A 23,219-nucleotide genomic window follows, 5' to 3' on the forward strand; every position below is an offset into this window, starting at 1 on the left:
CCGCGGAACATCATGGCATCTGGCATCAGCAACGATCATCGAATTGACATGCATTTGAACAACGGCATGCTCAATGGACGCCCGCTTTATATTCATTACACGTCGCATAACGGCCACGCCAACATCATGATGCATCGGTGCATTATGGCCAGACCCAACGCGGACCGCCGGGGCACCAATGCCAAACCGGGCGTCTATCTCGCCTTAGCCAAAGACGCCATGAACAGCACGCTAGCGCATTACACGCTGTTTCTAGGCGAAGAGCGGTACGCTCAGAGCGCGACCCATTGCATCATTTTCACTTTCCACACGCATCCCTTCCTGGAACAGCAACTCGTTACCGAGGGCGGCATCGTGCATGAAGCCATTCATCGTGGAAACATCCCCTTTCACAGCATTGACGTGCTGTTCGATGGCCCGAACCCGTTTATTTGAACGCACAAACGGATATGACGTCAGTCCTGCATCGGGGCTGAGACAACCATAGACCTCGCGGTTACGCCGCTCGATCTATAGCGATCACTTGCTCATAGATCCATCAGCCCGGCTCGATCAGATCCAGCACGACGCCATGCACTCAGTCCGCCGCCACATCATCCTCGGCGATCACCAGCAGAACCGAGGCGGGCCGCGTGCCGATCGAGGTGATCTTGTGTGGAATGCTGGAGTTGAAATGCGCACTGTCGCCAGCGCGTAGAGTTTCGTTGCGCCGGGCAAGCTGCAAATTGACACTCCCCTTGAGCACGAACAGGATTTCTTCCCCCTTGTGGTGACTCATGGGATGGTTGCGGACCGGTTCGCTCGTAGGGGTCATCACGAACGCGACCATCTTGTGTCCCGGCAAGGTACCTGAGACGAGGCGCGGCATGTGGCCGGTGCTTCGATTACCGGGCGGCGCACGATTGATCACAATGGGATCGCCGTCGTGCGACTCGGAGAACAACTCCTCCACTTTGACGTCCAGGGCTTTCGCAATCCGCAATGCGGCGCCGATCGAGGGCGTGGAAACACCGCGTTCCAGCTTAGACACGTAGCTACGTGTGAGGTCTGCTTGCTGGGCAAGCTCCTCCAGCGTCAACCCCGCCTGCACACGCAACAATTTCAGTTTTACAGCCATTGCTTCCCTTTAGGACACTTGTGTCCTAGAATAAACTTGTTTCCTAACTCGAATCAAAACCTGAATGGGCTGCCACCCGTTCTTCACGTGGAGATCTGCTATGTCTTTGAGAGGACGCGTCCGCGCATTTTTCGCTATTGCTCTATGTAGCATCACCGCCGCCGCCCCGCAAATGGCATTGTCCGCTGATGCCGACTATCCGAACAAACCGATTCGCTTGATCATCCCCTTCGGGGCGGGCGGCATCACTGACGTAGCTGGGCGATTAATTGGACAGTATCTGGGCGAAGCACTTTCCCAGCAGATTATCGTGGAAAATCGGCCAGGCGCTGGCGGCTCCATTGCGGCCCAGACCCTGGTAAGTGCAAAGCCAGACGGCTACACGCTATTGCTGGGAACCGTCGGCACGCAAGTCGTCAACAAGATGCTTTATCGAAAGCTCAGCTACGATCCGGCGGTAATGACGCCTGTGTCGCTGGTCAGTAATTCTCCTTATGTCCTGGCGATCAACGGCATCGAAGGCGTCGAAGACCTCCAGGGGCTGGCCGCCTATGCCAAGCAGCATCCAGGAAAATTGAACTTTGGGTCAGCAGGCAATGGTAGTTCTCCTCACCTTGGCATGGAACTATTCAAGCTCTCTACCCAGACTGACATTGTTCACATCCCGTTCAAGAGCGGTGCCGAAGCCGTGAATGCGGCGGTCGGCGGCCAGGTAAATATTGTGATTGACGCATTACCCGTCATCAAGCCTCAAGCCCAGGCGCAACGTCTGAAAATGCTTGCCATCGCGGCACAGACGCGCAGCCCCGCCGCCCCGGATCTGAAAACCAGCACGGAACAAGGTCTGCCAAAATTTCAGATAGGCTCATGGAATGCGCTGGTCGCCCCGCCCGACACTCCCACCGCCTATATCGACGTGCTGAACAAGGCGCTGGCCCAGGCCATGGCTCGGCCCGAACTGCTGTCCCGACTGGCCGAGATGGGGATTCAGCCGCTGCCAACCGGTGTCGCGGCCTACCAGCAACATATCGCCAGCGAAAGCGAAAAATGGGGCCAGGTCATCCAGGCCGCAGGAACCCAACTCGATTGATTTTCGGTGCCAACATGTTGAAACTGTACGATACCCTGCGCTCGGGCAATGCTTGGAAGGTACGGCTGCTGGCCAGCCTGCTGGGCATTCCCCTGGAACGCCAAACACTGTCGATTGATCGCGGCGACTTGAAGCAACCTGAATTTTTGCGAATCGCGCCGATGGGCCATGTCCCGGTGTTGCAGTTGCCCGATGGCAATCATCTTGCCGAATCGCTGGCCATTCTTCATTACCTCGCCCAAGGCAGTGACTGGTGGCCGCAAGACACCTTGGCACAGGCGCAGGTATTAAGCTGGATGTCATTTGAACAAGATCGACACATGAAGCCGCTGGCGCAACTACGGCTGCACCTGGCGCTGCACGGGCATGGCAACCCTGACAGTGAACCCTTTGTCGGCCATGCCGCGGCGGCCCGGGCAGCACTACAGGTGCTGGACTCGCAGTTGGAGCGCCAGGGCGCGCGGGGATGGGTGGCAACGCTCGCCAAGCCCAGCATCGCGGACGTTGCGCTATATCCCTATACGCGCATGGCGCCCATGGGAGGCATCGGCTTGCAGCCCTATCCCGCTATCCGTGCCTGGCTCGAACGCATCGAGTCCTTGCCTGGATATCAATCACTTTTCCCGGGACAACCGGAACGTAATCTATCTACCGCTGAACTCGCGTGAGGCCCAGTCATGACTCAACCTGATACTTTTCAACTCGACAAAGCCACTCTGGTGTCGCAATCCACCAGCCAAATGGACCGCCAATTCCAGGACAGCGCCTACTCATTGCGCCAAAAGCTGGCGCTGACCTGCCGAATTCTGTTCGATAACGGCCACGATTCCGGATTGGCCGGCCAAATCACCAGCCGCACCGATACACCGGGGCAATTTCTGACGCAGCGGCTGGGTATGGGATTTGATGAAATATCCGAAGACAACCTGCTGCTGGTGGACGAGGACCTGAACGTCGTGGCGGGATCTGGCATACCCAATCCCGCCAACCGGTTCCACTCCTGGGTCTACCGTGCTCGGCCAGACGTGAATTGCATTATTCACACGCATGCCGCTCACACCGCGGCCCTGGGTATGCTCGAGCAGCCGCTCGTCGTCTCGCACATGGACAACTGCGTCCTCTACGACGATGTCGCTTTCGTGGCCAAATGGCCCGGCATCCCGGTCGGCAACGAAGAGGGGGAATTCATCGCCAGCGCACTAGGCAAGAAACGCGCGCTGATGCTGTCGCACCACGGCCTGTTGATCGCCGGCTCCACAGTTGAAGAAGCCTGCGTACTCGCCATTGCCTTCGAGCGGGCCGCGAAAATGCAACTACTGGCAATGGGGGCCGGGGAAATTCAGCCTATCGACCCGGTACTCGGTTCTGAAGCGCATGACTGGGTGCTCCGACCCAAGCGCAATACGATCGCGTTCGAATACTATGCTCGCCGTTCGCTCAAGAATCCGAAGAACGATGATTGTCTTACGCAGAAAGCGTAACGGCTAGCATACAGGGGCCAACGTCCATTGCGGCTAGTTCGGCCCCTGTACGCCTGCCGCCTCTGCTCGATCCACTACGAATTTCCCGTTATCTATGGCCCAACGCTCGAATTCGCCAGAGGATTTCATCGGGGACACTTCATTGCCCGCCGCCAAGAGCTTGGCTTGGACCTTTGGATTATCCAGGGATTCCGACACAGCCTCGAACAGCTTCTCCTGCACGTCTTTGGGGAGATTTCCCGGGCCGAAAAGACCATACCAAAAGCTGAATTCATAGCCTGGTATTCCAGTATCGGAGATCGTTGGCAGTTCGGGGGCAACAGGACTTTTTTGCTTGGTGGAGACACCCAGCATCCGCACAGCGCCCGCCGTGCCGAGCGGAAGCACCGATGCAGCTGTGCCAAACGAGAAGTCGACCTGCGCCGCCGCCACTGCCTGCAGCGCAGGCGCACCGCCTTTATACGGGATGTGGGTAACCTTGACCCCCGTCGCTTTCTCGAAGATCAGCCCGCTCATGTGTGGTGAACCACCGATACCGGACGACGAGTAATTCAGCTCTCCTGGACGAGCCTTCGCATAGGCAGCCAGCTCCGCAGCGGACTTGATAGGTAACTTTGGGTTGACCGCCAGTATCAGCGGCGAGATGGTCAATCGGTTGATGGGAGTAAAGTCTGTTCCCTTGTATTTCACCTTATAAAGATACTGATCAATACCGAATAAGGTACCGGATGCGAGCCCCAGCGTGTAGCCATCGGCTGGCGCATTCGCCAGCAGGTTCGACGCCAGCGTGCTTCCGGCGCCAGGCTTGTTTTGCACAATGATCGGCTGACCCAGCCTCGGGCCCAGATCGTCGGCCAGGATTCGCGCTATCAAATCTGCCGCTCCCGCGGGGCTATAGCCCACGAGCAGTTCAATAGGCCGATTGGGATACCCTTCGGCAAAAGCGCTGACCGCACCCGAGCTGGCACATACACAGGCGGTCAACAGAGCAAGTGTTCTACGGTTCATCTTTGTTTCCTTAAAGAGAAAACTCAACGGCCGACAAAGTTGGGGGCTCGCTTTTCTTGCCAGGCCGCGCGGCCCTCTTGCAAGTCTGCAGATGCGGCGGCCGCGGCAATATCGCGCTGTAGATCGGCCATATCGACGGTGCCACGAGCGATACGATTCAGGTGCTTCTTCATGGCCAGCAGCGGCAGTGGCGCCATCCCGGCAATCATTGCAGTGAGTTGCTCATCCGTCGCAGTCAACTCGTCCGCTGTCCCCAGATGGGTCAGGTAGCCGATGCGGAACATTTCAACGGCATCGATGTGCTCGGCCGTCAGAAAAAGCCGCAGCGCCGCGTTGATCCCCAAGCGAGCCACATACCGCTCCATACCACTCACGTAGTAGTGCAGCCCTAGACGCGCGGCGGGCATAAACATGTTCGTTGCCGGCGTGCCAATGCGGAAATCACACGCCAACGCCATATCCGTCGCGCCACCATACACACCACCATGAACCAGTGCAATCGTGACAGGTCGTGCGGCCTCTAGCGCATCGACGGTGCTCTCGAAACTGACGGCCCGGCCCGCGCCGATGCGACTGATGTCATAACCGCTGCAGAAATACTTCCCAGACGATTTCAGCTTCAAAACCAGAACCTCTGGCATGGCATTGACCGTCTCGATGTGGTCATAGATCGCGGCCAGATCATCGGGGCCAAGGCGATTGGCCTGCTCCGGGCGCTGTAGCGTGATGGTAGCCACCCGCTCCTGCACGCTGAGTTCTGGAATGGTCCCGGGCTTGTTTGCTGTCGAACTCATGCCACCACCTCCTCAGCCTTCATCCTATCGATCTCGTCATCGCCGTATCCCAGTTCGCGCAGCAGCTCAGCACTGTGCTCCCCAGGATCCGGACCCGCATATTGAAAATGCTCCGGATGCGGAAACGCCGATAGATTGATCGGCGAACGCACCAACTCCATATCGCCCATCACCGCGTGGCGGGCCGTCCGCGTCATGCGCAGATGCCGGGTCTGAGGATCCTCAAAGGCCTGTCCTATGTCATAGACCGGACCACAAGGTACGCCGACCGGGTTCAGGCGAGCGACCAGTTCCTCGACAGTAAAACCAGAGGTCAGCGTATTGATTTCGGCGTTCAACTGATGCCTATTTTCAAAGCGCGCAGTGCGGTCAAGGTATTCCCGCCTTTGCATCATGTGTGGCGCACCTAGCGCCTGGCAAAGGTTTTGCCACATGCGTTCTGTGCTGGCTGATAGATTCACCATGCCGTTGTTCGCGTCATAGGTCCCCATCGGCGCCAACGTGGGATGAAAATTGCCTTCTTGCACCGCCACTTCGCCCCGAGCGGTGTAGCGCGCCGCCTGGAAATCGAGCTTGTTCAGCATAGACTCCAGCAGCGAGGTGTGCACCCATTGGCCTCGCCCCGTATTCGTCCGGTGCAGCAGCGCCAGCAAAATACCTTGACCCAAGAACATTCCGGCAGAGGTATCCGAGATAGCGATGCCCACACGTGTTGGCTTGGTGCCTGGTTCGCCGGTCACCGACATCAGACCGCTCATGCCCTGCATGATCTGATCCACGCCAGGCCGTTCGCTATAGGGGCCACTCTGCCCAAACCCCGAAATACTGGCCAGGATAATGTCCGGCTTGACCTGACACAGTTGCTCGTAATCAAGCCCCAGGCGTCGTTTGACGACCGACCGAAAATTTTCCACCACCACATCGGATTGCATGACCAGTCGGCGTAGTACCTCGGCACCCGTCGGGGTCTTGAGATCCACGCATAGACTGCGCTTGTTGCGGTGCATGTTTTGCTCGTCGGGCGCGCGCCGCTTTCCCGTGACTGATCCTCGATCTTTCTTGGGAGGAGGCTCAATGCGAATGACGCGTGCTCCCCAATCTGAAAGCAATCGCACCGCGACGGGACCCGCTCTCGCGATAGACAGATCGAGAACGGTGTAGCGAGAAAGCGGTGCGGGTGGCGTATCGACGGTGCAAGCCATGCTACTCCTTGGAAGCAGGTTATAGGACACATGCGTTCAAAATCAGCTGTTCAGGCAGCCGTAGCCTTAACCCTTGACCGAGGCTACGCTCGAAATTGTCTCCAATCAGATATATTTATTTAAACAACTGATATTTTATGTAGATGCAGCACTACCTCGAACGCGAGGCATTTTATGCTGACGTGAGCAAGTGTAGTAGCGCGTCAGTCATATAGGAAATTGATTGTTTTGATCTACTTATAAATTTTCCGACCGTTGCCCGTTGCTGGAAACCAGTCGTGCCTTCAGTAGAAAGATGAAGCGTTGAGCCGCTATCGAAAGCGCCCGACAGCGTAGTGAGGCTGCATAGATTCGTCGTTCGACGACAGGCTCCATCAACCTTGAGGCGCGCAACGTTTGGGTCTGATGCAACTCGAGGGCATAGTGCGGTACCACGCAAACGCCCCTCATCGCGTGGGTCATCGAGACAACAGTCAGCCAGTGATGAGAACGCATCAGCGGTTGTAAACGCGTTTGGCATACCGACCACAACGTATCTTCCACCAACCGCCCGACGCTGCTCTCGCTAGCCATGCTGATAGGCCGGTGCTTGGCGAGTTCGGCCCATGTCATCTCGCCCGCCAGTCCCAGTGAGGGATGAGACAACGCAATCAGAGCATCGTCAAACAATGGTTCCAAAGCGATGTCTGGAGCCTTGCTGTCGAACGTTCCGATGGCTATCTCGATATCCCGTAACGACAACAGAGACAACAATTTTGTTGTCGATGCGTCTTCGAGGCGCAAGTCGATCTCGGGATAGTCGTCGTGAAATTGCGCAATCAGATCCGGGATCAGTATGCTGCCCAAGAGGGGCGTCACACCGATCGACAACTGCCCTCTTTCCAGCCGACCGACCGCCTGAACGTTGTGCACGGTCGCATCAAGCTCGTCGAGCAGCCGCCCGACGGTCTCAGAAAACTCCGTGCCAACCTCAGTCAGAGTGACCGTCTTGGTACTGCGATCAAAAAGGCGTACGCCCAGCAGCTTTTCGGCCTCTCGAATCGTAATGCTGAGGTTCGATTGCGTCGTGTTCAGCCGAGCCGCTGCAATCGTGAAGCTCTGAGCACCTGCCAATGTCTTGATCGCGGACAGTTGCTTGATCGTGAGCTTCGTCATCAGCGCACCCAGTCAACGATCAACCGACTATTCCAAACCATCCTCCAAGCTCCTATGCGGGCCATCTCGCGCTCTGCTGGGCTCAGGGCACCAGAATGCAGGCACCCGTCGTGCGGCGCCCTTCCAGCGCCTCGTGTGCGGCCCTCGTCTCGGCTAGCGCGAAACGCTGACTCACTTCGGGTGTGATCGCGCCACTGCGCACCGCGGCGGCAAAGGTGGCCACCGAGCCATGTAGCTCGTCGGTGCTAGCAATAAAACTCTTGAGCGTTGGACGGCAGACGGACAACGACTTGGCGTGCAAGCGTTGCAAGTCCACCCCTTCGACATCGCCAGACGCCGTGCCATAGCTGATCACTACGCCGCGCGTGGCCATGCAATCCAACGTCGGAAAAAATACGTCGCGGCCCACAGCGTCGTAGGCGACGTGCACGCCCGCAGCCCCGGTGATATCCAACACCTGCTGCGCGAAGTCGTCCTGTCGATAGTCAATGACATGGTGGCAACCATGGGACAGTGCCGCCGCGCGCTTGGCCTCGGATCCCACGGTGCCGATAACCTCGGCGCCCAGCGCACGTGCCCAGGCCGAAAGGATTTGTCCCATTCCCCCTGCAGCGGCATGTACCAGCACTCTGTGGCCGCGTTGCACGGCAAACAGGCGGTGCAATAGGTATTCGGCCGTCATGCCGCGCAGCAACGTGGCAGCCGCGGTCTCCAGAGTCAACCCCTCGGGCAGCGGCACCAAGCGTGCGGCAGGTACCAACCGTGCCTGCGCATAAGCACCGGGGTGCACATAGGCCACCGGCTGGCCTACGGAAAAACCCTGCACTTGCGGCCCTAACGACTCAACCACGCCCGCGCCCTGCGAGCCCAGAATGATCGGAAAAGGCTGCGCGGCATGCGGCCCGTGCGATCCACGCCGCTGATACACGTCGGCGAAATTCAGGCCGATGGCCTGTTGCACGATGCGCACCTCTCCGGGCCCGGGATCGGGAACCTCGATTTCGCCGTAATCCAGCACCTCGGGACCACCATGACGATGAATGAGAACGGCCGATGTGCGCAAAGCTGCCATATTCAGTACCCGAAAGTAAGGATGAAACGAATGAGTGTTTGTACGCCGTCAGTTGAATATTAATACCTAGAATTGATATATTAACGCGATGGATCTGGACCTGTCTCGCGAACCCTCCGCGCCTGCCTCGAGCAGTATGCAAGACCGAATACGCCTCTCGCTCGAGAAAGAAATACTCTCCGGCAAGCGGCCGCCGGGCAGCGCAATCGACGAAAAGGCACTCGCCGCCCGCTTTCAGGCCTCGCGCACTCCTGTACGCGAAGCACTGCTGGTGCTGGCCACTCAGGGATTGATCAGTATCGTGCCGCGCTCCGGTATCTTCGTACGGCGCGCCACCGCGGGCGAACTCATCGCGACGCTGGAAACGCTGTGCGAACTAGAGGCGGCCCTGGCGCGTTTGGCCGCCCGTCGAGCCACGCCCACACAGCACCGGGAACTGAAGGCCGCACTAGCCAAAGCCTCTGACCGCGCCGTCGCCGCCGATCGCCCCGGCTATCAGAAAGCCAACGCCGTCTTGCACGAAGCCATCTACCGCGCCAGCGGCAATAGCGTGTTGGTGGAACATGTGCGTAACGTGCGCCGCGCGTTGGCCGCCTACCGGCAGCGCGGCTTTGACCAGCCAGGCCGACTGGCAGCGTCCAATGCCGAACACCGCGAGATCGTCGCGGCAATCTGCGCCGGCAACCAGACCCGCGTGGATGAGGCGATGCGCCGGCACATCAACGTGGGCGGCGACGCCATGACCGCGCTGGTCATGGCGGCGGAGGCTGGAGCAGTCGCCTCGACATCCGGCGGCGCCCGTCGGCAAAAAAAGCCCGCCTATTGAAAGTATGAAGGCGTATCGTCACCGCAACGACAATACGCCTTTCCTTACGAACCGGCAGGACGCTGCGCAATACCGCTATATTTCTTCGCCGCCTGCTCCAGATAGCTCCCGAATGCTTCGGGACTATCGCTGACTTTCACTTCGATCCCCTGCCCGCTTAATTGGTCGCGAAGCGCGGGCTGCGACAGCACTTTGGCGATGGCCTTGTGCAACTGCGCCACGATAGGCTCAGGCGTTCCAGCCGGTGCCAGAATGGCATTGAAAGTCACATCCTCGTAGCCCGGTAGACCCGACTCCGCCACCGTGGGTACGTCCGGCAGCGACACCGCGCGGGTGGAAGTCGTCACGGCAAGAGCACGCAACTTGTTCGCCTTGATATAGGGGCCAGACGTACTGACCTGATCGAAAATCATCATCACCTGCCCGCCGACCACATCGGTCAGTGCCTGGGCATTCCCTTTGTAGGAAACGCTCAGCATCTTGATACCCGCTTGCCGGCTGAACAACTCTGCCGCGATGTAACCCGTAGAACCCACCCCGGACGATCCAAACGAGACCTCGCCAGGATGAGCGCGAGCATACTCAATCAGCGCCTTGACCGTATGCTGCGGCACCGAAGGATTCGCCACCAGCACCATGGGGATCTGGCATGTCTGCGTCACGGGCGCAAAATCTTTCAATGGATCATAGCCAGCATTCGGCACAAAGGCAGGCGCCGATACAAAGGTATTCGCCACCGCCAGCAGCGTGTATCCGTCGGGGTTGGCCTTCGCCACGTCACGCGTTCCGATCAGCCCGCTCGCGCCGGGCTTGTTCTCGACGATGACGGACTGCCCCAACTCTTCAGCGAGCCCTTTTGCAATCAGTCGCGACACCATATCTACCGTTCCGCCTGCGGCCAAAGGCACCACGATGCGAATCGATTTCTCTGGATAAGCCGCGGTGGCCTGCAATGGACCCACGGCACAAGCTGTACCCACAACCAAGGCTCCCAACACGCGTAGACGCATGATCATGATTTTCTCTCCTTGATGTTATAGATTTTTAATACGACGCCTATCGATGATCAGAAGCCATACAACCGCTCAGGGTTATCCGTCATGATCTTGCGCACGCGTTCTGGCGTTTCTGCCCACTCCAGGCAACGAGACAGCGCACGACGATTGTCTTCCTGACGAAAAGGCGTAATGCCATCAACGGATAGCGGGCCGCCTGCGGCCGAACCGGGATGCGGCCAATCTGTTCCCCACAGCACGCGATCAGGATTTGCATCAATGAGTGCACGAGCCAGCGGCGTCACGTCGGCATAATCCGGCTCGCGCGAGATGCGATAGGGAGCCGACAATTTCACGTACACATGGCCAGCGGCCACGGCGTCGAGCAAGCGATCCATGCCAGACTGAGCCGGGCCCAGACTCGCCTGCGCCCGGCCAAAGTGATCAACGACCAGCGCGGTGGGCAATTCGGACAAGCTATCGGCCAGCGCGGCGAAGGTAGCCAGGTTGGTAAAGGTTTGCACGTGCCAGCCCAGCGGCGCCACACGCTCTGCCGCCTGCCGCAGCTTTCGTCGCGCCACCGCCGGGTCGTGTTCACCCGCTGTTTCCAGATTGACACGCACGCCCCGTACACCGGCACGGTGCATGTCAGCCAACGCGGCATCGCTGATCGTGTCATCGATCACGGCCACGCCTCTGCCGGCATCACCCAATTCAGCTAACGCGTCCAGCAAGCAGCTATTGTCGGCGCCGTAGGGGCTCGGTTGCACGATGACGGTACGACTGATGCCCAATTCGCGGTGCCGCGAGACCAACTCCGTCAAGCTTGCATCCGCAGGGGTATAGGTGCGCGCAGGATCGAAGGCATACTGCCGTGCAGGGCCAAACACATGCACATGGCAGTCGCACGCGCCTGCCGGGATATCTAAAGGCATAAGCATCGTCTCTGGAAAGTCGTTAATGCAGGTTATCAACGGGTATATGGCGGATAGCCACCCGGCTCGGCATCCAGCAGACGCAACATGGCGTGCCATTCCAGCTCGCCATACGGTCGGCGTGTACCCGGCTGGTACAGATGAGCAGAGCGCTCCAGCACCCGCTCATCAGGCAACCGGACCTGATCGATGCCGGCCGCCATCGCGTCTACCTGTGTGCGGCAGGCCATTTCAAGTTGGTACATCAGGTTGAAAGCCTGCGCGATCGATGCACCGCACACCAGCAGTCCGTGATTGCGCAAAATCATGGCATTGTGTGTGCCTAGATCCGCGACCAGGCGCTCCTGTTCGGCCAAGTCGACGGCAGGCCCCTCGAACTCGTGATAGGCAATGTGACCATGAAAGCGCGAAGCGGTTTGCGTGATCGGCAGCAGCCCCTCGCGCATGGCCGACACCGCCATGCCCGCGCGCGTGTGCGTATGGATGACACAATGCACGTCTGGGCGGGCTCGGTGAATGCAGCCATGAATGACATAACCCGATTTATTGATGCCGTAGTCGGTGTCTGGCTTGCGGCAGACATTGCCGTCATAGTCGATATCGACCAGGCTGGATGCCGTGATTTCTTTGTACAACAGACCGTACAAGTTGATCAGCAGATGGTTGGGCTTGCCCGGAATCTGGGCGGTGATGTGGTTGTAGATCATGTCCGTCATGCCATAGCGGTCCATGAGCCGATAGCATGCCGCCAAGTCTTTGCGCGCCTGCCATTCGGCTTCGTCCACGTGGCTCTGCAACGATGGAAACTGAGTGCTGTATCGCATATTCACCTGCATACTCCTCGTCAGGCATAATTAAAAAAACAATCCATGAAACAACCTGCGTCTGTGCGGGAGTACGGTCATGAATCCGCAATTGCCTCCCCTGAATCCCCTACGTGTATTTGAAAGTGCCGCCCGACACCTGAGTTTCACTCGAGCCTCCCAAGAGCTGCACATTACGCAGGGCGCGGTCAGCCACCAGATCAAGGCGCTGGAATCGTGGCTCGGTTTCAACCTATTCGAGCGACGAGCAGGCCAATTGCAGCTCACTCGCGGCGGCGAACTGTATGGCGCGGCACTCAGTGGCGCCTTTGCGCAGATCGTGCGCGCCACGCAAGACTTGGTATCGACAGGTTCCAAGCAGGTGCTTACCGTGCGTGGGCATACCACGCTGTTTCTGCGTTGGCTGATCCCGCTACTACCCGCCTTCCAATCAGCGTATCCCGACATCAACGTGCGGCTGACCGCCAGCGTCGAGGGGGTCGACTTCAAACGCGACAACGCCGACATCGGCATTGTGTACGGCGACGGTCCCTGGGATGGCCTACGCGATGATCTGTTGTTCAGTGACGAGCTGACACCGGTGATGGCGCCCGAACTCGCCGGACGCCTGCCACGCCCCTGTACTACCGAGGCACTATTAGAACTGCCCTTATTGCACTCGAATCGGCGACCGCAACATTGGCCCGACTGGATCCAGTTGGCGGGTGCCTCGCGAAAATTAGCGGTGGGAGACATGTTCTACGAAGACCTCAGTGTCATCTATCAATGCGCGACCGAAGGCCTGGGTGTCGCGCTAGGCCAACTGCGGTACCTGGAAAAAGACTTGATCCAAGGCCGGCTGGTAGCACCACATCCGCTGGTGCTGCGCCGACGCCGGGGCTACCACCTGGTTTGCCCCGAGCCGCGCGCGGACGACGGCAAGATTGTCTGTTTTCGTCAATGGCTGCTAGCGCGCGCTACTGTGCCCGTACCCCTCGTTCCTGGATGATCCTGCCCCATTTGGTTCGCTCGTCTCGAATGAGTTGACCGAAAGCTGCTGGCGTCATCCCCGCCGGTACCGCCCCCATATCCGCCAAGCGTTCGCGCAGCGCAGGATCCTGCAACACCTGCTGCACCGCCGCATTGAGCTTGTCAATACGATCGGCGGGCGTACCCGCAGGTGCGGCCAAGCCGAACCAGTTGGTAAAGTTGTAGCCCGGCACCCCAGCCTCGGCCAGCGTAGGCACATCGGGCAGTAGTTCCGATCGCTGATTAGCCAGCACGGCCAGGGCACGCAGCTTGCCATTCTGTATATACGGCAGTGACTGCACCAGACTGTCAAACGTCAGTGACACCTGCCCGCCAAGCAGATCCGTGAAACTGGGGCCGCTACCCTTGTACGGAATATGCATGAGTTTCACGTCAGCCATATCATTGAATAACTCTCCCGCCAGATGCGGTGCCCCACCGACCCCCGACGATGAGTAGTTAATTTGATTCGGCTTCTGTTTGGCCAGCGCGATCAGCTCTTTGACGTTGCGCGCTGGAAACTTGGGATTGGCGACCAACACGAAATTCACGTCGACCACGTTCGATATGGGTGCCAAATCCGTAGCCGGATCCACACCCATCTTGTACAAATGGGGATTGATCGACAGGTTACCGAGCGTCGCCATAAAAATGGTATGGCCATCTGGCGCCGAACGTGCGGCGATCTCAGTACCTATCACGCCACCTGCCCCGCCGCGGTTGTCGACGATAACCTGCTGACCCCATAGCGTCGTCAACTTCTCAGCCAGCAAACGCGCCACAATGTCAGTCCCACCGCCAGCCGGAAACGCCACAATCATCCGTACCGGTTTTTCCGGAAAAACGGCTTCGGCCTGTACTACCGAAGCACAGGTCCAAACGCACGCGGCAAAGACCAGTTGCCCCATTCGCCGCAGTAAGAAACGGCGGCTGGCAGTCATGCCGCCCCCTCTGACTGAGTGGCCAGGAACGCCTTGGCAGAATCCTCATCCAGCAAGGGATAAACATCGAAATGCGCGGGAATGATGTCCGACCATTCGTTCATGAAACGATGCAAAGTCAGGTTTGAGTCGACATCGAATAACGCGACGGCGCCGCGACCCGCACGGGCATAAACGGATTTAGCCTGACCCGACTGCAACAATGGACGCATCCAGTCCCAATAACGACTACGTGAATCGACGAGAGAGGACGGATGATCGGGACGCGGGGTGCTGATGACGAGAAATAACATGGTGTCTCCTACTGTTGTTTTGCACAATAGTAGGAGCATGCTGCCTTTTGAGACAGCGACGATATCTCAAGTCGTCATGAAGAAAAATAATAGGGTCAACAACCCCCTCGGTTGATCATGTCGCTTCCGATTCTCACGGTTGCAGAAGCAGCGATACATCCAGATGGGTACTGCGATCCAGGTCCGCGGGCGCAATCACATATTCTGTGGATTGCGCCAGAGCGCGTTCAAGTTTGGATGCAGACAATTGCTCGGAAGCATCGGCCAGCAGCAACGACAATGATGAGCAAGGCCCGTGTTTACCGCCGGAATCCAGGTTGTATCTCATTGATGGGGCGGCACCCGCATAGGCCCCTATGCTGATAACGCGGCCCGTTTCTCCGCGCAGCAGTAAACGTGAGTCGACCGCGTACAGACGATAGATGCGCCACGGCGACTGCATGGGGTCTCTATGGCGTGACGAGGGCGACGACGCCGAGCCCCTACTATCCCGTGGGGGGTCATTGGCGTGCGGCAGCAGCTTCACGAAAACGTTCAGCACGCTTGCTAAGAAGCGCTTCAGGATTTTCATGACTATTCCCGCCTTGATGTATGTAGTCTGGCAACAAAAAGTGCACCGTACCGTGCACGCTTGCACTCAGCTTACTCCTGCGGCGCAGAAACAACGATAACTACCGGCGATGCAAAAAAGGCCGGATCCACATAAGCGGTTCCGGCCTTGCGACTCGCTACCAAATTGCTTGCCGATAAAGCAAGCAGCCTGGCTATTAAATCGGCTTAATCATTGTTGCCTGAGGACCTTTTTGTCCTTGACCAGCGACGTAGGAAACGCGCTGATTCTCTTCAAGGGACTTGTGCCCGTCGCCCTGAATTTCAGAGTAATGCGCGAAGAGGTCTTTGCCACCTAGCTCCGGCGAAATAAAGCCGTAGCCCTTGTCGTTGTTAAACCACTTCACAATACCAGTTTCGATCTTCAATGTAAGTCCTAGATAAACAGGGAAAAAGATATCCCGATCGCGACTATGGGCGCTTGGGCAGGATAAAGATACTGCTGTTTCAAAATAATACATTTATCAATGGGTGCATCGCTGGGCAACGGGCCGCTATAGTTTTTCCATATTGTTCTTTTCCACCACCTCAGTCCATTTCTGAACCTCGTCGGTAATCAGCTTGGAAAACTGCTCAGGCGTGTTCGGCGTATGCATCGCGCCCATGGTGGCCAGTTGCTTCTGGATGTCGGCATCGTCGGTGATGATGTCGGAAATGCTCTTATTCAATTTATTCACAATATCCGTGGGCGTACCGGCGGGCGCCAGAATACCGAACCACGCTTGTACCTCGTAGCCCGGCACCCCCGATTCGGCAATCGTGGGGACGTCCTTGAAAGAAGGCCACCGCTGCGGCGTCGTCACACCCAATGCCTTCAGATTGCCTGACTGGATATGCCCCGCGGATGAGGGCAGATTGTCGAAAGCCACGGGAATCTGTCCGCCAATCACCGCATTCAGCATAGGGCCTCCACCCTGAAATGGGACGTGCACGATATCAATACCGGCCTGCGCCTTTAGCAACTCACCCGACATGTGAGGGCTGCCGCCCATGCTGGTCGACCCAAAGTTGACTTCGCCGGGATGCTTGCGCGCGTATTCCAGAAACTCCGCAACCGTGTTGTAGGGCGCATTTTTATTCGCCACCATGACATTGGGTGTGGAGGCGATGATGACGACCGGATTGAAATCCTTGACGGTGTCGTACAACACGTTTTTGTACACGGCCGCATTGGTGCCATGGGTGCCGATGGTCCCCATCATGATGGTGTAGCCATCGGGCTTGGCTCTCGCCACGGCCTGCGTACCTATCATGCCTGACGCGCCAGGCTTGTTCTCGACGACAAACGTCTGACCTAACTTTCCGGTGAGTTTGGCCGACACGATACGGGCCAGAATATCGGTAGTTCCCCCTGGAGGATAGGGCACCACCACCGTGACCGCGCGATCGGGATAAGCCGCATGCGCAGCACCCGCGAACGCAATCAACAAACCAGCGCCCATCAAGCTCAGCGTCATTCTTTTTTTCATGTCCCCGTACTCCACTTTTAGAAAAATATTATCGGGCCTTGAACCTATGCGGAATAGCAACGCAGACACTCAAAGCAAGGGTTTTCCGTGCAATTTTTCGGTCAAATGATCCGGGACTTCCAGTTCGAATCCCAGAATGGCAGCAGAGAGTGCCTTGCCATAGTTGTCCAGGCACAAACTGCGCGATACTCCCCCGCCCAAAGCCCCATGCGCCACAAAATTCAGCGCATGAATGTTGTCGACCTCATACCTTTCGACTTTTCCCTGGATGGCCTTTCGATAAAACGCCTTGAAAGCATCGGCGGTCAATTGCTCTTTGATCAAGCCATAGAATTCAGGCTCGTAGGCAAAAACCGAGATATTGGATGTATTGCCTTTGTCGCCCGAACGGGTATGGGCAACATGCTGTAGTCGTACTTTCATCTCACGCCTCCAGATAGGTGATCGTGGCAGGCACATGCTCGCGCGGCACCAATGAAGACCACACACCGATGATCTCGCGTGTACGCTCCTGATGGGGCACACGTTTTCCGGTATGGCCGACACCCGATACCGCCATGCCGTCAACCTCCCGCCCTACCTTGGCCGCCTCTTCTCGCGTCGCGGTCCGCGCCGCCACGCGTACAGCAATCTCGTAGGGTTCTGGTGCATTATCCGGGGTGGCATCACCATGAATCGCATTCAATCCCAGAAAGTCGATACGAATCTCTTCGGCATCAAGTTTGACGATTTTGAATCGCTCTTCAAGAATACGTTTGGCCAACTGCGCGCGACGCAACGCGCCCGGTCCGGCATAGAAAAACATATCCTCGCCGATAAAACCCTCGGTACAACCGATCGAGACTTTCAGGGTAGGCGTGCGGGGCTTTCCCGTCAGGCCAGTCACACGCACGCGGTCAGGTCCGACTTGTTCGAGCTGGGCCTGGGTAAAGTCAACCACCACATCGGGCGTGATGTAGTTCGCCGGATCATGCACCTCGTAGAGCATTTGCTCTTTGACCGTCCGGATATTGATCGCCCCGCCAGTCCCCTCCACTTTGCATAGCACCGCCGAGCCATCGGCCTGTACCTCAGCAATGGGGAACCCAAAATTCCATGGATCGGGTACGTCTTTAAACCCGGGGTCCGTAAAGTATCCGCCGGTCACCTGGGCGCCACACTCAAGCAGATGCCCCAAGCCATTGCCGCTGCCCAACAAATGATGATCCAGCGGATCCCAGCCAAACTCATACATCATGGGTGCCATGAAAATAGAAGGATCCGCCACACGGCCTGTCATGACAATTTGCGCGCCCTGCCGTAATGCCTCGACAATCGGCTCAGCCCCCATATAGGCCTCGGCCGAAATCATGGTCGACTTCAGCGTATGGGTGGGTTCGTCATTCTCCAGAATCCGATCCGTCAGCTCCAGGACGTGTTCCGTAATGAGGCTGCCGTTGACAGCGGCCACCTTGACCCCGCTGATGCCCATTTCGCCCAGCAACTCCACAACGCGTTGCGCTGCCCCCTGGGGATTGATCCACCCCTGATTCGAAATGATTTTGACGCCCTGCTTCATGCAATGCGGCAACACGGCGCGCATGCGGTCGTCCAGGTAGGTGTCGTACCCCGGAAAGGACGGATCGCGGCGACTACGCACCTGTGCCGCCGATACGGTGGCTTCGGCCATGGTTTCGAAACATAAATAATCAAGCTGGCCTTTTTCGGCATTCAGCGCAGCCGGCTCTACACGATCGCCCCACCACGCTGAACCCGACCCCACGCGGATCGTTTTATTCATGGATTTCGTCTCCAGTTAGTCAAATTATTTTCCGTCTTCTAGTCTATTGACGCTTTCCTTGTATGCCCATACCCTGCCAGGAACAGGGGATGTGAATTTCATTCACAATCAGACACCATGGACAAGTACACCCAAATACAGGTCTTTCTGGCCGTCGTAGAAAATGGCAGCTTCTCGGCCGCGGCCCGTAAGCTGGGGCTCACTCCCTCGGCGGTCAGCAAGCTCATTTCCCGGCTAGAGACCCGTCTTGCGACACGCTTGTTCGATCGCATCGGCACGACCATCCGGCTCACCCAGGAAGGCAAGGCCCTGCAAATACGTGCCCAGCGCGTCGTCGATGCCATGCAGGAAGTCGAAAATGCGGTGATCCCCGAAGAAGACCAAATAGCAGGCCTGATCCGGGTACATACCAGCCTGACCTTCGCAAAGTATCAGCTTGCGCCCCTGCTTTCAGAGTTGCTGAATCATTTTCCAAAGCTGCGTATCGAATTTGTCATCGGCACAGATCGGGGCAGCTTTCTGGAGAGCGACATTGACGTCGCCATCCACAGCGGCAACCCCACGGAAATGTCGCTGATTGCAAAGCCCTTGTTTCTTCGCAGATGGGCGATCGCTGCATCACCAGCGTACTTGAAGCAGCATGGCACGCCACGATCGCCGGATGATCTGCTTCATCACCATTGCTTGAATTTCACAGTACGCACGCACTGGAATACGTGGTCATTTACCGAGCAAGGCACAAGCCGCGTGCTCACGATTCCCGAGGGCCCGGTGGGCGCCAACCAGGGCGAGCTCCTGCACAGTCTGGCCTTGCATGGCCTGGGTATCGTTCGCTTGGCCGAATTTCATATCGGTGCGGATATTCGGCAGGGAAAACTGGTGGAACTACTTAAAGCGTTCGAACCCAAAACCCAAGACACCATGTATGTGCTGTATCCGAAGGGGCGCTCTCTTGCCCCTCGTATTCGCGCGTTTTTATCGTTTATTGAAGCGCACTTTTCCAACTGCTAGTTTTTATCGTTCGCCGCTCGCCCAAGACTAAGGTAATAGTCCAGCATGGCAACGATGTCCTGCCCTCTGCGCCCACCCGCCATTCCCACCGAAATCATCTCCCGGACCAATGACGCGGCGGGCGTGGGTTGCGAGAGCTTGCGCCCCAGTTCGATACCCAGCGCGACATCCTTCTCGCCCAACTCGATCTTGAAACCTGGCGCGTAGTCTCCCGCGACAGCTTTGGGAAAGCGCTTGAGAAAATGGTGAGATCGGCCACCGCTCTGTGAGAGCACATTGAACAAGGTATTCGGGTCCACGCCTGCCGCGGTTCCTAAGGCAAAGGCTTCAGCGGCAATCACGATGTTCCCCATCGACATCATGTTGTTAACCAGCTTAACGGTTTTACCGGTGCCCACAGCACCCGTCATATGGCGCGAACTCGAGAGTGCGTCCAGGACGTCGCCAACCGAATCTATGTCCTCTTGCGTTCCGCCCGTCATCAAAACAAGCTGGCCGCAAGCCGACTCGACCGGCCCCCCACTCACTGGCGCGTCCACCATGCGCACGCCCTTTTTCTCTGCCTCGGAGGCAATCCTGCACATGGTGTCGGGATCGATCGAGCTCAGCTCAATACCGACGGCGCCTTTGGCCATATAGGTCAAAATACCGTTCTCGCCTAGCCAGGCCTCTAGCGCAATTGCCGAGTTCGGCAGACTGGTCAGCACGACGTTCCGCCCATGGACGGCGTCCCGCAGACTCTCGGTAACCTGAACACCCTCTTTGGCCGCCAGGCTACGACTAAGCTCGCTGGGGTCATAGCCCGTTACCGAAAAACCCGACCGCACGAGGTGAGCTGCCATCGCCCCACCCATTTGACCAATACCTACGAATCCTAGCTGCTGTTTCATAATGAGTTCCTAGTTGATTTCAGCGCAGCTGTAGACAGTCGCGCGTGATTGCATGCAACATGCGATCGCCAAAGCACAAACAAAACGGCCCGACCCGATTAGACTCGCTGCAGCGCTACGCCCTTGTTTCGATAAGCTCAGGTCTTCGCGGCGAACGGGTCTCGGTCTTCTCCCGAAAAATCCACCATAACGTTCTTGAGTACGCTGAATTCGAGCAACCCTTCGTCGCCTCTCTCTTTTCCGTACCCGCTGCCCTTACGACCGCCGAATGGCGCTTGCGCCGAGACCATGCGATAGGTGTTTACCCACACCACCCCCGAGTCCATGGCACGGATCATTCTCATCGCTCGCGAAATATCCTGCGTCCAGACGCCCGCTGCGAGGCCAAGTTTGGTTCCATTGGCGATGGCAATGGCCTCCTCCTCGGATTCGAAAGGGATGACGGACAGTACCGGGCCGAATATCTCGCTTTGCGCGACGCTCATGTCCGGATGCACATCACTGAAAATTGTCGGTTTTATGAAGAGGCCATTTTTGAGCGTGGGGTCCGTGGCGCCCCCTCCCCCTGCCTTTAAATTGGCCCCCTGCGCTTTCGCCTCGTCGATCGCGGCGATAATCCGCTCAAATTGAGGGCGATTCGCAGCCGTTCCCATCTCGGTGGCAGCATCCAGAGGGTTACCCAGTACGATTTTGTTCGCACGTTCCACCAATTGCGTCACAACCGTGTCGTAGACAGAACGTTGCACCAGCAGGCGCGATCCCGCGATACAGGTTTGCCCGGTCGCCGCGAAAATTCCAGCCAGTGCGCCGACGATAGCCCGCGGCAAATCGGCATCGCCAAAAATGATATTTGGCGACTTTCCTCCCAACTCGAGCGTCACGGGGATCAGCCTTTGCGCGGCAGCAGTCGCGACGCGCCTTCCCACACCCGGGCTACCCGTAAAACTTATCTTATCCACGCCCTCCAGTTCGGTCATGGCCGCGCCCACCTTGGCATCGCCGGTGACCACATTGATGACGCCCGGTGGAAAACCCGCCTCCTCGACATATCGGCAGAACTCCAGCGTGCTCGCGGAGGCGTGCTCGGAAGGTTTGATTACCACGCAATTGCCTGCGGCCAGAGCGGCCGGCAATTTGTTGGCCAGGAGCGCGATGGGCGAGTTCCAAGCCGTGATCAAAGCGACAACACCGTATGGTTCACGAAGGGTAAAGTCAAGAATATCAGGATTGTCCAGCGGAATGGTGCTGCCACGCAGTTTGTCCGCCAGGCCCGCAAAATACCGGAACACGCGCGCGGCATAAATCATCTGGGCACTCGTTTCCCGAATGACTTTTCCATTATCCGTCGATTCGATCACTGCAAGTGGCTGCGCCTCACGTTCGATGATTTCGGCCAGCCGTGTCATCAGAGCAGCGCGTTTCAAACCCGGCATACGACGCCATACCGAGTCGAACGCACCCCGTGCCGCCGCAATCGCGCCGCGCACGTCCTCTATCGAGGCCTGAGGAATAGACGCCCACGCCGTCTGCGTATAGGGGTTGAGCGTGTCGAATCGCTGCCGGTCGGACCCGGACGTCCAAGTGCCATTGATGAACATCTCATAGGATTTCATACTCGTCCTCTCTAATTATCGGTGGCGACAACTTGTACGTGGCTGCGGCCGTTCCATAGAACAGCGCCGAGCGCTCGGTCGGCGTCGCGGCCGCTGCGATACGTTTGAACGCATTCCAGAGCACGACATATTGCCCGACGCTTCGGTCCACAGGAAAATTGCTCTCGAACATGCAACGGTCAGCGCCAAAAGCGTCTATGCACGGCTCGATGTAGGGACGCCAAAGATCCGCGAGTTCCTCCGAGGTAGGCGGTCGAGCTGCTTTGGAAAAATCGAATCCGAATGTCGCGGTGCCGAGACCGCCCAGTTTGACCTTAACGTTCGGGCAACGAGCCAGAAGCCTCATGGCCGGTAACCACTCGCGACGCGCGGCCGCATCATCATGCGCATAAGGGCCAACGCCCAACACGCCACCGACGTGATCCAGAATCAGGGGAATATCAGGGAACGCCTGAGCCAACGCCACGACTTCCGCAATCTGCGTATGATAAATCCACGCATCGAACGAAAGCCCATACTTTGCCAGCCGGGCATAACCCTTCCGAAACGCCGGGTCGCGATATAAGCCCAGCGGCGGCCGCGGAAGAACGCCATGTTTGAATGCTTCATGGCGCGCGGCCGCATGCCGGATACCCTTGAACCGGCCCGATCCCGCGGCCACATGAGCCGAGAGAACGTCGTCGACCCCATCGCCCAGCGTCAAATCTGCGAAGCCAACGATGCCCGCAACCGCAGCGCCGTCCGTCTCCCCCAACGAACTCGCTTGGGCGACGACATATTCCGTCTCACCCACCGGCTTTAAATGATCAGGCCCGGTATTCCTGTACTCGTGTCCGCATTGGATATAGACGGTGGACAGGACCGCGTGGCCCGCATGCATGTCCTTGCAGAGATCCTTGATGAAGTACCCGCCCCAGTGCGCTGAGAAATGATGGTGCGGATCGATGATGGGCAGATCTGGATCGATAGCGACTTCGGCATACGACGCTCCGTTAGCAGGAAGACCCGCGTGCGGAATGACAAGCAAATCTTCTTCCGGGATTTCAGGCATTGCGACACTCCATTTCGGTCTGCTGGTCTCTCTACATACACGCACGTCTGCGGCT

At 57.8% G+C, this 23,219-nt stretch carries 26 protein-coding genes; 7 read left to right on the forward strand and 19 right to left on the reverse strand.

Going from position 1 to position 23,219, the window contains the following annotated elements:
• The first annotated feature begins 12 nt into the window (after positions 1-12).
• Entirely contained in the window at positions 13-435 is a 423-nt protein-coding gene (locus tag ACYVDM_RS00310) for a hypothetical protein (RefSeq protein WP_415790781.1), read from the forward strand.
• A gap of 142 nt (positions 436-577) precedes the next feature.
• Here ACYVDM_RS00310 and ACYVDM_RS00315 read toward each other — a convergent pair whose 3' ends face one another.
• Positions 578-1,117, reverse strand: coding sequence for a helix-turn-helix domain-containing protein (locus tag ACYVDM_RS00315; RefSeq protein WP_415790779.1), 540 nt, complete (start codon positions 1,115-1,117; stop codon positions 578-580).
• A 100-nt stretch (positions 1,118-1,217) separates the two neighbouring features.
• Here ACYVDM_RS00315 and ACYVDM_RS00320 point away from each other — a divergent pair, with 100 nt between their 5' ends.
• The 3 genes from ACYVDM_RS00320 to ACYVDM_RS00330 are packed head-to-tail and all read left to right on the forward strand — an operon-like array spanning position 1,218 to position 3,688.
• A complete protein-coding gene (locus tag ACYVDM_RS00320; protein WP_415790777.1) occupies positions 1,218-2,207 on the forward strand; it encodes a Bug family tripartite tricarboxylate transporter substrate binding protein in 990 nt (329 codons plus the stop codon).
• Between the two features lie 14 nt (positions 2,208-2,221).
• The gene (locus ACYVDM_RS00325; protein WP_415790775.1) at positions 2,222-2,875 is read left to right on the forward strand and encodes a glutathione S-transferase family protein; all 654 of its coding nucleotides are present in this window, start codon (positions 2,222-2,224) and stop codon (positions 2,873-2,875) included.
• Positions 2,876-2,884: 9 nt separating this feature from the next.
• Positions 2,885-3,688, forward strand: coding sequence for an aldolase (locus ACYVDM_RS00330; RefSeq protein WP_415790774.1), 804 nt, complete (start codon positions 2,885-2,887; stop codon positions 3,686-3,688).
• Between the two features lie 33 nt (positions 3,689-3,721).
• Here ACYVDM_RS00330 and ACYVDM_RS00335 read toward each other — a convergent pair whose 3' ends face one another.
• The 5 genes from ACYVDM_RS00335 to ACYVDM_RS00355 all read right to left on the reverse strand — a co-directional run bounded on the left by ACYVDM_RS00335 (position 3,722) and on the right by ACYVDM_RS00355 (position 8,919).
• Positions 3,722-4,696 carry a Bug family tripartite tricarboxylate transporter substrate binding protein gene (locus ACYVDM_RS00335; RefSeq protein WP_415790772.1) on the reverse strand — a complete coding sequence of 325 codons (975 nt, stop codon included), beginning with the start codon at positions 4,694-4,696 and terminating at the stop codon, positions 3,722-3,724.
• Between the two features lie 23 nt (positions 4,697-4,719).
• A complete protein-coding gene (locus ACYVDM_RS00340) occupies positions 4,720-5,490 on the reverse strand; it encodes an enoyl-CoA hydratase/isomerase family protein (RefSeq protein WP_415790770.1) in 771 nt (256 codons plus the stop codon).
• Positions 5,487-6,692 (reverse strand): CaiB/BaiF CoA transferase family protein, encoded by a 1,206-nt coding sequence (locus ACYVDM_RS00345; RefSeq protein WP_415790768.1) that lies wholly within the window; start codon positions 6,690-6,692, stop codon positions 5,487-5,489. The genes ACYVDM_RS00340 and ACYVDM_RS00345 overlap by 4 nt, the downstream gene beginning before the upstream one ends.
• Before the next feature lie 237 nt (positions 6,693-6,929).
• A complete protein-coding gene (locus ACYVDM_RS00350) occupies positions 6,930-7,847 on the reverse strand; it encodes a LysR family transcriptional regulator (protein WP_415790766.1) in 918 nt (305 codons plus the stop codon).
• Between the two features lie 82 nt (positions 7,848-7,929).
• A complete protein-coding gene (locus tag ACYVDM_RS00355; RefSeq protein WP_415790764.1) occupies positions 7,930-8,919 on the reverse strand; it encodes a quinone oxidoreductase family protein in 990 nt (329 codons plus the stop codon).
• A gap of 88 nt (positions 8,920-9,007) precedes the next feature.
• On the opposite strand from ACYVDM_RS00355, the gene ACYVDM_RS00360 reads away from it, so the two are divergent.
• Positions 9,008-9,745 carry a GntR family transcriptional regulator gene (locus ACYVDM_RS00360; RefSeq protein WP_415790762.1) on the forward strand — a complete coding sequence of 246 codons (738 nt, stop codon included), beginning with the start codon at positions 9,008-9,010 and terminating at the stop codon, positions 9,743-9,745.
• A 44-nt stretch (positions 9,746-9,789) separates the two neighbouring features.
• Here the strand turns inward: ACYVDM_RS00360 and ACYVDM_RS00365 are convergent, their stop codons facing one another.
• From ACYVDM_RS00365 to ACYVDM_RS00375, 3 genes are read right to left on the reverse strand one after another with little or no spacing between them, the layout of a single operon-like run.
• Positions 9,790-10,761, reverse strand: coding sequence for a Bug family tripartite tricarboxylate transporter substrate binding protein (locus tag ACYVDM_RS00365; protein ID WP_415790760.1), 972 nt, complete (start codon positions 10,759-10,761; stop codon positions 9,790-9,792).
• Positions 10,762-10,811: 50 nt separating this feature from the next.
• A complete protein-coding gene (locus ACYVDM_RS00370) occupies positions 10,812-11,675 on the reverse strand; it encodes an amidohydrolase family protein (RefSeq protein ID WP_415790758.1) in 864 nt (287 codons plus the stop codon).
• Between the two features lie 35 nt (positions 11,676-11,710).
• Entirely contained in the window at positions 11,711-12,499 is a 789-nt protein-coding gene (locus ACYVDM_RS00375) for a class II aldolase/adducin family protein (protein WP_415790756.1), read from the reverse strand.
• 79 nt (positions 12,500-12,578) lie between these two features.
• Here ACYVDM_RS00375 and gcvA point away from each other — a divergent pair, with 79 nt between their 5' ends.
• Entirely contained in the window at positions 12,579-13,487 is a 909-nt protein-coding gene (gene gcvA, locus ACYVDM_RS00380; protein WP_415790754.1) for a transcriptional regulator GcvA, read from the forward strand.
• Here gcvA and ACYVDM_RS00385 read toward each other — a convergent pair.
• The 7 genes from ACYVDM_RS00385 to ACYVDM_RS00415 all read right to left on the reverse strand — a co-directional run bounded on the left by ACYVDM_RS00385 (position 13,456) and on the right by ACYVDM_RS00415 (position 18,599).
• Positions 13,456-14,448, reverse strand: coding sequence for a Bug family tripartite tricarboxylate transporter substrate binding protein (locus tag ACYVDM_RS00385; RefSeq protein ID WP_415790752.1), 993 nt, complete (start codon positions 14,446-14,448; stop codon positions 13,456-13,458). The genes gcvA and ACYVDM_RS00385 overlap by 32 nt on opposite strands.
• A complete protein-coding gene (locus ACYVDM_RS00390) occupies positions 14,445-14,741 on the reverse strand; it encodes a DUF3303 domain-containing protein (RefSeq protein WP_415790750.1) in 297 nt (98 codons plus the stop codon). The genes ACYVDM_RS00385 and ACYVDM_RS00390 overlap by 4 nt, the downstream gene beginning before the upstream one ends.
• A gap of 133 nt (positions 14,742-14,874) precedes the next feature.
• Positions 14,875-15,183 carry a hypothetical protein gene (locus ACYVDM_RS00395; protein ID WP_415790748.1) on the reverse strand — a complete coding sequence of 103 codons (309 nt, stop codon included), beginning with the start codon at positions 15,181-15,183 and terminating at the stop codon, positions 14,875-14,877.
• 325 nt (positions 15,184-15,508) lie between these two features.
• Positions 15,509-15,712 carry a cold-shock protein gene (locus ACYVDM_RS00400; RefSeq protein WP_415790932.1) on the reverse strand — a complete coding sequence of 68 codons (204 nt, stop codon included), beginning with the start codon at positions 15,710-15,712 and terminating at the stop codon, positions 15,509-15,511.
• 132 nt (positions 15,713-15,844) lie between these two features.
• Entirely contained in the window at positions 15,845-16,819 is a 975-nt protein-coding gene (locus ACYVDM_RS00405; RefSeq protein WP_415790746.1) for a Bug family tripartite tricarboxylate transporter substrate binding protein, read from the reverse strand.
• 69 nt (positions 16,820-16,888) lie between these two features.
• Complete coding sequence (locus tag ACYVDM_RS00410) at positions 16,889-17,242, reverse strand: AtuA-related protein (RefSeq protein WP_415790744.1); 354 nt, start codon at positions 17,240-17,242, stop codon at positions 16,889-16,891.
• Between the two features lies 1 nt (position 17,243).
• Entirely contained in the window at positions 17,244-18,599 is a 1,356-nt protein-coding gene (locus tag ACYVDM_RS00415; RefSeq protein ID WP_415790742.1) for an acyclic terpene utilization AtuA family protein, read from the reverse strand.
• A gap of 117 nt (positions 18,600-18,716) precedes the next feature.
• Here ACYVDM_RS00415 and ACYVDM_RS00420 point away from each other — a divergent pair, with 117 nt between their 5' ends.
• A complete protein-coding gene (locus ACYVDM_RS00420; RefSeq protein ID WP_415790740.1) occupies positions 18,717-19,610 on the forward strand; it encodes a LysR substrate-binding domain-containing protein in 894 nt (297 codons plus the stop codon).
• On the opposite strand, the gene ACYVDM_RS00425 is transcribed toward ACYVDM_RS00420, so the two are convergent.
• From ACYVDM_RS00425 to ACYVDM_RS00435, 3 genes are all read right to left on the reverse strand, one after another.
• The gene (locus ACYVDM_RS00425) at positions 19,607-20,500 is read right to left on the reverse strand and encodes an NAD(P)-dependent oxidoreductase (protein ID WP_415790738.1); all 894 of its coding nucleotides are present in this window, start codon (positions 20,498-20,500) and stop codon (positions 19,607-19,609) included. The genes ACYVDM_RS00420 and ACYVDM_RS00425 overlap by 4 nt on opposite strands.
• Positions 20,501-20,637: 137 nt before the next feature.
• Entirely contained in the window at positions 20,638-22,098 is a 1,461-nt protein-coding gene (locus ACYVDM_RS00430) for an aldehyde dehydrogenase (RefSeq protein ID WP_460475290.1), read from the reverse strand.
• 1 nt (position 22,099) lies between these two features.
• Positions 22,100-23,164, reverse strand: a complete 1,065-nt coding sequence (locus tag ACYVDM_RS00435; RefSeq protein ID WP_415790734.1) for an amidohydrolase family protein — start codon at positions 23,162-23,164, stop codon at positions 22,100-22,102.
• Positions 23,165-23,219: the final 55 nt, after the last annotated feature.

The organism is Bordetella tumulicola (genome assembly GCF_054779135.1).